Below are 8,682 nucleotides of genomic sequence, written 5' to 3' on the forward strand. Positions count from 1 at the left end.
GATCCAGCTCTATGTGAACGGCGTCCTTCAAGACACGGCGCCGTTTGACAAACCGTGGCGCGCGCAGGGGCACTTGCAGATCGGGCGCGGCAAATACGGGGGCAATCCCGTGGACTTTACAAACGCCCAGATCGACGATGTGCGCGCCTACCAGGGCGTCCACATTGACGCCGCCGAACTCGCTGCCCTGAAACTCGACGCGCCTGCATTACCGACGGTGATGACCATCGACTTTACGAAAGCTGGCGCGAAGATCAATCCTCTGATGTACGGCCTGATGATCGAAGACATCAGCCATTCCATCGATGGCGGACTGTATGCCGAGCTGATCCGAAACCGCGCCTTCAAAGACGACGCCAATACCCCCGCGCATTGGAGCGCGCTTCCCGACGCAGGCTCCGCGCGAATCGCTCTCGACATGACGCAGCCCGTCCCAAGCACCGAACTGACGCACAGCCTGCGCCTCGACGCCACGCGCGCCGGCGCTGGCTTCGCCAACGAAGGCTATTGGGGCATCCCGGTCACGCCGAACACAAAGTACCAAGCCTCGTTCTACGCGAAGTCCGACGGCGCGTATACCGCTCCTCTGACGGTTTCGATCCAAAGCAATGACGGCGCGACGGTGTTCGCCAAATCTACGGTCAAGGGCGTGACGGGCGAGTGGAAAAAGTACACGGTCACCCTCGCCACATCCAAGTCCGCGCCGGCCTCTCAGAACAATAAGTTCGTCATCACCGCCGACGCCCCCGGCTCGCTCTGGTTCACGCAGGTTTCACTCTTCCCGCCGACATTTCACAACCGCCCGAACGGAACGCGCATCGACCTCATGAAGCAGATGGAGGCGATCAAACCCGCATTCCTGCGTCTGCCGGGCGGCAACTATCTGGAAGGCAACACGATCGCGGAGCGCTTCGACTGGAAGAAGACGATCGGCCCGATCGAGCAGCGGCCGGGACATCAGGATCCATGGGGTTATCGGTCGAGCGACGGCTTCGGTTTGCTGGAATACCTGGAGTGGTGCGATGATCTCAAGATGGAGCCGATCCTCGCCGTATTCGCCGGCTTCGCGCTCGGACACGAGCATGTGACACCCGGTCATGGCTTGGAGCCCTTCGTTCAGGACGCACTGGATGAGATCGAATATCTCACGGGCGGCGTCGATACCAAATGGGGCGCCGTGCGTGCGAAAAACGGCCATCCCAAACCGTTCGCGCTGCGTTATGTGGAGATCGGCAATGAGGACTTCTTCGACAACTCCGGCAGCTACGAAGAGCGTTACGCGGCGTTCCACGACGCGATCAAAGCCAAGTATCCCAATCTGCAATTGATCGCGACGCGCGCCGACGTCAAATCCCGCAAGCCCGATGTGATCGACGATCACTACTATCAATCCGCCCGCTCTTTCGAGGCCGATTGGAAGCACTATGACAAGGTCAGCCGCAGCGGGCCGAAGGTCTTCGTCGGCGAGTACGCCAGCCAGGAAGGCGTCCCCACGCCGAACCTCAAAGGGGCGCTAGGCGACGCCGCGTTCATGGCTGGCTTCGAGCGCAACGCGGATCTGGTGCAGATCTCCTGCTACGCGCCGTTGCTGGTGAACGTCAACCCCGGCGCGTCCCAGTGGGGCACAAACCTGATCGGCTTCGACGCATTGAACAGCTACGTTTCGCCCGCCTACTACACGCAGCAGTTCTTCAGCCTCTACCATGGCGACACCGTCGTTCCCTCAACCTCAAACACGGAGCATGCCCGAGGTCTCGCCTATGTCGTGAGCAAAGTCAGCAAGAACGGAACCGTCTACGTCAAGGCCGTCAACCCGACGTACGAACCGATCTCTACAACCATCCAGTTGAACGGCGTCCGATCCGTATCTCCGAAGGGAACGGCGATCGTGCTCACCTCCGCCCACGATACGGATACAAATACGATTGGCGATCCGAACAAAGTGACGCCCGTGACGATCCCAGTCACCGGGATTGGAAAGAGCTTCCAATACACCTTCCCGCCGAACTCGCTGACGGTGCTGACACTGTCGGTGAAGTAGTGACGCTGTCCTAGCCTTCGGCCGCCCCTGAGTAACCCACCCCGGCGCTTCGCGCCACCCCTCCCATGAAGCTGGGAAGGGTAGTTAGGATTGAAGTCGCTCAGGCAGCCTTCGTTCGAGAATCTCTTTCCAACCCTTCCCAGCTTCATGGGAGGGGTGGCGCGAAGCACCGGGGTGGGTCACATGGAGAGGACGGCCCCGAAGCGCCGGGGTGGGTCATCGCGCCGGCGGCGCGACGATCGTGAAACCAAGGTCCTCGATCATTTTGTAATCGTCCTCGGCGGATTGGCCCTTGGTCGTGAGATAATCGCTGACGAAGATGGAGTTCGCGGCGTAAAGTCCCATCGGCTGAAGCGTGCCCAGATGCAGCTCACGGCCGCCGGCGATGCGAATCTCACGCGTGGGGTTCACAAACCGGAACATCGCGAGCGCCTTCAAACAATAGCGCGGGTTCAAGTTCCATTTATTGGCGAACGGGACGCCGGGGATCGGGATATAGAAGTTCAGCGGGATCGATTCGATCTCCAGATCGCGCAGCGCGAAGGCCATCGAGACGACGTCCTCATCGCTTTCGCCCATCCCGATGATGCCGCCGCTGCACGGAGAAATGCCCGCCTCTTTGATTTCCTCCACCGTGCGCACCCGGTCCGAGTGCGTATGCGTGGTGCAGATGCTTCCGTGGAAGTCCTCGCTGGTGTTGAGGTTGTGGTTGTAGCGGTCCGCGCCGGCGTCGCGCAGACGCTCCGCCTGGCCGTCCTTCAGAATCCCCAGACACGCGCAGACCCGAATGTTCATCGTGTCCTTGATCTCGCGCACGGCGTCCGCCACATGCTCCAGATCACGCTCCGTCGGTCCGCGCCCACTGGCCACAATGCAGAACGTGCACGCCTTGCTGTCCACCGCCCGCTGCGCGCCCGCCAGGATCTCCTCGCGCGACACCATCGGGTACTTCTCGATCTCCGCCTTGGAAACCTTGGACTGCGAACAGTAGTGGCAGTCCTCGGGGCAGAGGCCGCTCTTCACGTTCATCAAATAATACAGCTGGACGGTGTTTCCGAACGCCGCCCGGCGCACCTCATAGGCGGCCGCAAGCAGCGGCAGCAGCTCGGCGTCCGGCGACTGCAAAGCCGCGAGCGCCGTGGCGCGATCGATCGGCTCGCCCGCAAGCACGCGCGCCGCGACCGCGCTCCAATCGATATTCGTCGGCTTAGTCGGCGACAGCGGCTTCACGCGTTCGATGATCTGCATGGAATGAATTTCTCTCCGTGGCTCAAATCTGGAATGACGGTATGTTACTTGGTTCGGAAGGAGGATGTCAAGAACGGTTAAACGCGCCCTGTTGACTACATACGTAGTTTTATGATATGATGTCTCTATGAGAACCCCTCACGCATTACCAAAGACGGCAATCGCCTTATTCGTATTAGTTGCAATACAAACTATCGCACATGGCGCGCCGCTGCCGTCTGTTCCTGCGAACGCCACGCTCGACGATCCCGCCGCACGGCGTTATGTTCTGGCGCTGGCGCGGCGGGCGTTTGACGCTTATGCGGCGACGCGTACGGTGATCGATCCGCCGTCGCCGGTTCCGGCGTTTTTGCGCGGGCGGAGCGGCGTGTTCGTGAGCACGATGATGCGAAACGGCGCGCCGCGTACGTGCATGGGGACGCTTTATCCCACGCAGCCGACGCTGGCGGAGGAGATTATCGAGAATGCGGCGGCTTCAGCGGGGCGTGATCGAAGGTTTAAGCCCGTGGCGATGAAGGAGCTGGCGGGGCTGAACTTGATTGTGAGCGTGGTGGGGACGCCGCGCGTGATTTCGGAGAGCGCGGCGGCGCGGCTCGATCCGGTGACCGATGGATTGGCGGTCAAGTATGAGGATCGTTATGGAGTGGTGCTTTCGGGGGAGTCGCCGCACCGCGAGAATATGATCGCCTGGGGGCGCGCCCGCGCCGGGGCGAAGCCGAACGCCGCCGTCGAGTTTTTCCAGATCCACGATACGCGCTTTATGGAGAGCCAGTACAAATGAGACGATTGACTTCCCCTCGCGCCCTCAGATTGCTGTTTGCGCTGATTTTCTTCATCGCCGCCTTCTCGGCGACGGCTCGTACGATCAAGCACTCGGCGACGCACGCCAGGCCCAAGCAAGCCATAGGGTCTGCGAAGCTAAAGCCAGCGCCTATTACGGCCAAGCAGATCAATACGGCGGCGCCGGTGAACCCGCTTAAGAAGGCGGCGATGAAGCCGAATATCGATCTTTATGTCTATCGGCGCTCTTATACGCCGGGCGAGCCGGCGCAGATGCGTCTGAGCGGGTTCAACGTTCCCGCCGTGCAATTCGCGGCGTATCGACTGGATTTGGAATCGATCGTCAAGAGCAGCAAAACGCTGGAGAACTTTGGGAAGACGCTGACAGCGGTGAGTCTGCATGGGCAGAAACCGGCGACGGCGTGGCGGTTTCCGATGGGAAAGGTGTTTCTCGATCAGTGGGCGGAGCGCGCGGTGAATCTGCCGAAGCTGGCGCCGGGGGCGTATCTGATGCAGGCCCGCGCCGGCGGCGTCGAGAAGCGCACCTGGCTGGTGGTGACGGGGGCGGCGCTGCTGGCGAAGCGCTCACGTCAGGAACTGCTGGTCTACGCGACGGACGCTTCCAGCGGCAAGCCACTCGCCAATCTCCCTCTGGCGCTGACCGACACGAACGGCCCGCGCCCCGGCGGCGTGACAAACAGCGAGGGCGTCCTGCGCATCCCCACCAAAGGCGCCGCCGGCAACCTCTGGATTCATGGAGCGAATCCGCTAGGTCCAGCCTACGCGATCACTAGTGAGCCGGGCGCGCCGGAGCCGTACGCCGTCTATACCGTCACCGACCGGCCGATCTATCGGCCGGGTCATAAAGTCCAATATAAAGCGACCGTGCGCGAGCGCCTGGAGACGCCCGGCGCCGACGGTCTTCCCTGGCGCTCCTATGCGAATAAGCCGGCTGTTGTGGAGATCCGCGACGCCACCGACGCGCTGATCGAACACCGTGAAGTCACCACCAACGCCAACGGCTCGGTCAATGGCGACTTCCAGCTCGCGGCCGAGCCGACGCTCGGAACATGGCATCTGAATATTACTATTGGAGATTATCACGCCTACAGCCAGTTTCTCGTGGAGGCGTATCGCAAGCCTGAGATGATGGCGAGCGTCAAAATCGACAAGACGCATTATCTGGGCGGCGCCTCCATTCCCGTCACCATCGACGCGCAGTATTACTTCGGCAAACCCGTCACCGAAGCCACCGTGCGCTACAGCGTCTCCTTCGGCGGTGGAAACTCCGAGCCGTCGTTTACAGCGCAGGGAGTGACGGATTCCCACGGACAGCTCCATCTCGATCTCAAGACCAAGCGCCTTCCCTTCGATCGGAATCTTTCGGTGGAGGCGACGGTTTCCGACCTCAGCCGCCGCTCGATCACCGCCAGTGGAAGCACGACAATCACCGGCGGCCTCTTCCAAATCTCCGTGGAGCCCGAACAGCCGACCTATAAACCCGGCGCGCGGATCCCGGTTGTCGTCGAAGCGACGGATTATGACGATAAGCCTGTCGCTACTCACGTCAAGGTCAGCGCCATCGAGACCAAGGAAGACCGCCAGCACCGGCCATACGAAGAGGTGACGACGCATGAGGTCAACACAGGCTCTAAAGGACGTGGGGTTGTTTATTTCTCGTCGCCTCGCCCCGTCGACTTGCGGCTGACCGCCGAGGCGTTCGACAGCGAGCACGACAAGATCAGCGCGGAAAGCAGCGTGCAGGTCGCCATGCCGCCCAAGCATGTCCCGGTCTCGGAGCCAACGCTAGAAGTCGCCGCCGACAAAGCAGAATACCGGCCCGGCGATACCGCCCTGCTCACGATGTCCGGATCGCTCTCGCATCGCCCGTTCATCGCCGCCACCAAAACGGCCCCGGCGCGGCCCGCGCACAGCGAAGCCTGGGCGCTGGTGACCGTGGAGGGCGACCGACTGGGGCGCGTCCAAGTCGTGCATTGGACTGGTCCAAAGACCGTGCTGCGCATCCCACTCGCGCTGTCGGATTTCCCCAGCGTTTCGGTCAATGTCGCGATCATTCAGGATCACCAGCTGTACGAACAGCAGACGCGCCTTCCCGTCCAGCGCGCCGATCGAAAGCTCCAAGTCTCGGTCACGTCGGATAAAAAAGAATATCGCCCCGGCGACACGGCCAGCTACACGGTCACGACTCGGGATAACAAGGGCCGGCCCGTTGTCGCCGAAGTATCACTGGGCGTCGTAGACGCGACGATCTACGCGATCCAGCCCGACGACACGCCGGACATGGAGCCGTTCTTCTACGGCGGCCAGGAAGTGCGCATCCAAACCGACTTCTCCTTCGCCGCGCAGTACAGCGGGGGCGGCTATCAAACGGTCCCCTCGCCCGCCTCGCCGGGGTCGGGAAATATCCGGCTGCGCCGCCAGTTCGCGGATACGGCTTACTGGAACCCGACTGTCACGACGGGCGCCGATGGGACCGCGAAAGTCTCGTTCACCATGCCGGACAATCTGACAACATGGCGGGCGACGGCGCGGGCGATCACCGGGCAGACCGCCGTGGGGAGCACGACCCAGGAAGCGATCTCCACGCAGCCGTTTATCGTCCGCATGGCCCTGCCCCGGTTCTATGTCGAGGGAGATGAGGCCGTCGTCAGCGCCATCGTCCAGAACTATACGAAGACCGACCGCACGGTGCGCGCCCACATCGACGCCCACGGCGCAACCCTGACGGGCGACGCCGACCGGACCCTGCAGATCGCGGCCTCCAGCTCCCAGCGGATCGACTGGCGCGCCAAGATCACCGACCGCGCCTCCGTACGCTTCACCGTCTCGGCGGACGGCGGGACCGACGCACAGGACGCGATTGAAAACACCCTGCCGGCCTTCCCCGACGGCCTGAAAACCGTCACAGCAAGCGCCTCGGCGCTCACGGACGCCGACGCGAAAGAGACCGTCAACCTCGCCGATCTGCCGGCGGGCGCGGCGGTCACGCTGACCCTGACGCCCTCGCTCGCCGCCGCCGCGCTGGACGCCGTCCAGGATCTGAAATCTTACCCGTACGGCTGCGCCGAACAGACATCGAGCGCCCTGCTACCCGATGTCGCTATCGCGCAGGCGCTGCGCAGTCTCCCGTCGGGACGCGCCGTTCCTTGGGACGTGAACAAAGACGTCAGTCTTGCGCTGCAGAAGCTCTATCGGTACCAGCACCCCGACGGCGGCTGGAACTGGTGGGAATTTGACCAGACCGACGGCGACATGACCGCGTATGTCCTTCTCGCCCTCGTACGGACGAAGGCGGCGGGCTATACCGTGGACGAGCAGCGCATCCTGCGCGGGACCGACGCTCTGCTGAACTTATTATCGCAGCAGCAGGATGTCTCCACCCGCGCCGATTGGCTGGCGACGCTCGCCGAGGCCCGCCCGGCCGCCGCCGCGAAGCCGCTCGCCGATCTGTTCCCACTGCGCAACCATCTGGACACCTACGGCCTGGCGTCACTCTGCCTGGCCCTGGCGCATGCCGGCGACGATCGCTCCATGAGATTGGCGGGAACGATCGCCGAAGAACTCGTCGCCAGCGCCGTAACACGCGGACGCACGACCCATTGGTCCGCGACGGAAGGCGGATACAGCTGGCGTAACGACGATGTGGACGCCACCGCGCACGTCCTGCGCGCCCTGCTCGCGACTCGCCCCCACGACGAGCATATTGCCGGCGCCGTGCGCTGGCTAATGGCGAGCCGCGACGGCGCCTCCTGGAGCACGACCAAAAGCAGCTCCGAGTCTCTGCTTGCCCTCGCGCAGTATATGAGCCAGACCAAAGAGCTCACATCCAGCTACAAGGCGCGCGTGATGCTGGACGGAGAACTGGTCAAGCAGCTGGACGCCACACCCAGCAGCGCGTTCGGCGAGCCTTTGACGCTGACACTCACTCCGGACCGTCTGAAGGGCCATCAAACGCTGACAGTGGACAAGCAGGGCGCGGGCGTGCTGTACGTCTCACGCGTCGTCGCCTCACTGACGCCGCCGGATAAGGCAAAAGCAGAAGCGCACGGCCTGAGCGTCCATCGCCAGTTCCGGTTCGCCTCCGACGATCCTTCGCAGGCGAACAGCATCGCCTCCGGCGAGGTGATCGATGTGGAGGTGGAGATCAACGCCGACGCCGATTACCGGCATGTGATGATCGAGGATCCCGTCCCGGCCGGCTGCCAGATCGAAAGCGTCGGCGACGGGCAAAGCAGCTATCCGGTGGACTTCTGCGAAAATGGGAACGCCGGCTATATCCGCCAGGAAGTGCGCGACAGCAAAGTCGTCTTCTTCTTCGACCGCCTGCCCAAAGGACGCACGCGTCTGACCTATCGCCTTGACGCCGAAACGCCGGGCCGCTATCGCATCCTGCCCGACATCGCCGCCCTGACTTACTTCCCGGAAGTGCGCGGCAACAGCAGTCTCGCCACCGTCCAGATCGGAGAAACCAAGTGACTTCTATCTTTGCCTATTCCCGGCGGCGGCTCGCAGCAGTCGGTGTTCTCTTCTCCCTCGCCGCGCTGGGCGGCGTCACGACAGCACAGGCAGCCGGCGCCGCAAAGCCCGCCGAC

At 62.8% G+C, this 8,682-nt stretch carries 4 protein-coding genes; 3 read left to right on the plus strand and 1 reads right to left on the minus strand.

Translation table 11 applies throughout. The features are described 5' to 3' along the window. Nucleotides 1-2,041: alpha-L-arabinofuranosidase C-terminal domain-containing protein (locus tag ABIZ35_RS00810; RefSeq protein ID WP_348217974.1), on the plus strand; the 2,041-nt coding region annotated here is incomplete at its 5' end. Between the two features lie 216 nt (nt 2,042-2,257). On the opposite strand, the gene bioB is transcribed toward ABIZ35_RS00810, so the two are convergent. Further along, complete coding sequence (bioB, locus tag ABIZ35_RS00815) at nt 2,258-3,289, minus strand: biotin synthase BioB (protein WP_348217975.1); 1,032 nt, start codon at nt 3,287-3,289, stop codon at nt 2,258-2,260. A gap of 127 nt (nt 3,290-3,416) precedes the next feature. Here bioB and ABIZ35_RS00820 point away from each other — a divergent pair, with 127 nt between their 5' ends. Together ABIZ35_RS00820 and ABIZ35_RS00825 are read left to right on the plus strand one after the other, a co-directional pair. Next, the gene (locus ABIZ35_RS00820; protein WP_348217976.1) at nt 3,417-4,070 is read left to right on the plus strand and encodes an AMMECR1 domain-containing protein; all 654 of its coding nucleotides are present in this window, start codon (nt 3,417-3,419) and stop codon (nt 4,068-4,070) included. Further along, nucleotides 4,067-8,566, plus strand: a complete 4,500-nt coding sequence (locus ABIZ35_RS00825; protein WP_348217977.1) for an alpha-2-macroglobulin family protein — start codon at nt 4,067-4,069, stop codon at nt 8,564-8,566. The genes ABIZ35_RS00820 and ABIZ35_RS00825 overlap by 4 nt, the downstream gene beginning before the upstream one ends. The last annotated feature ends 116 nt before the right edge of the window (nt 8,567-8,682 follow it).

Source organism: Capsulimonas sp. (assembly GCF_039929585.1).
GTDB lineage: Bacteria > Armatimonadota > Armatimonadia > Armatimonadales > Capsulimonadaceae > Capsulimonas.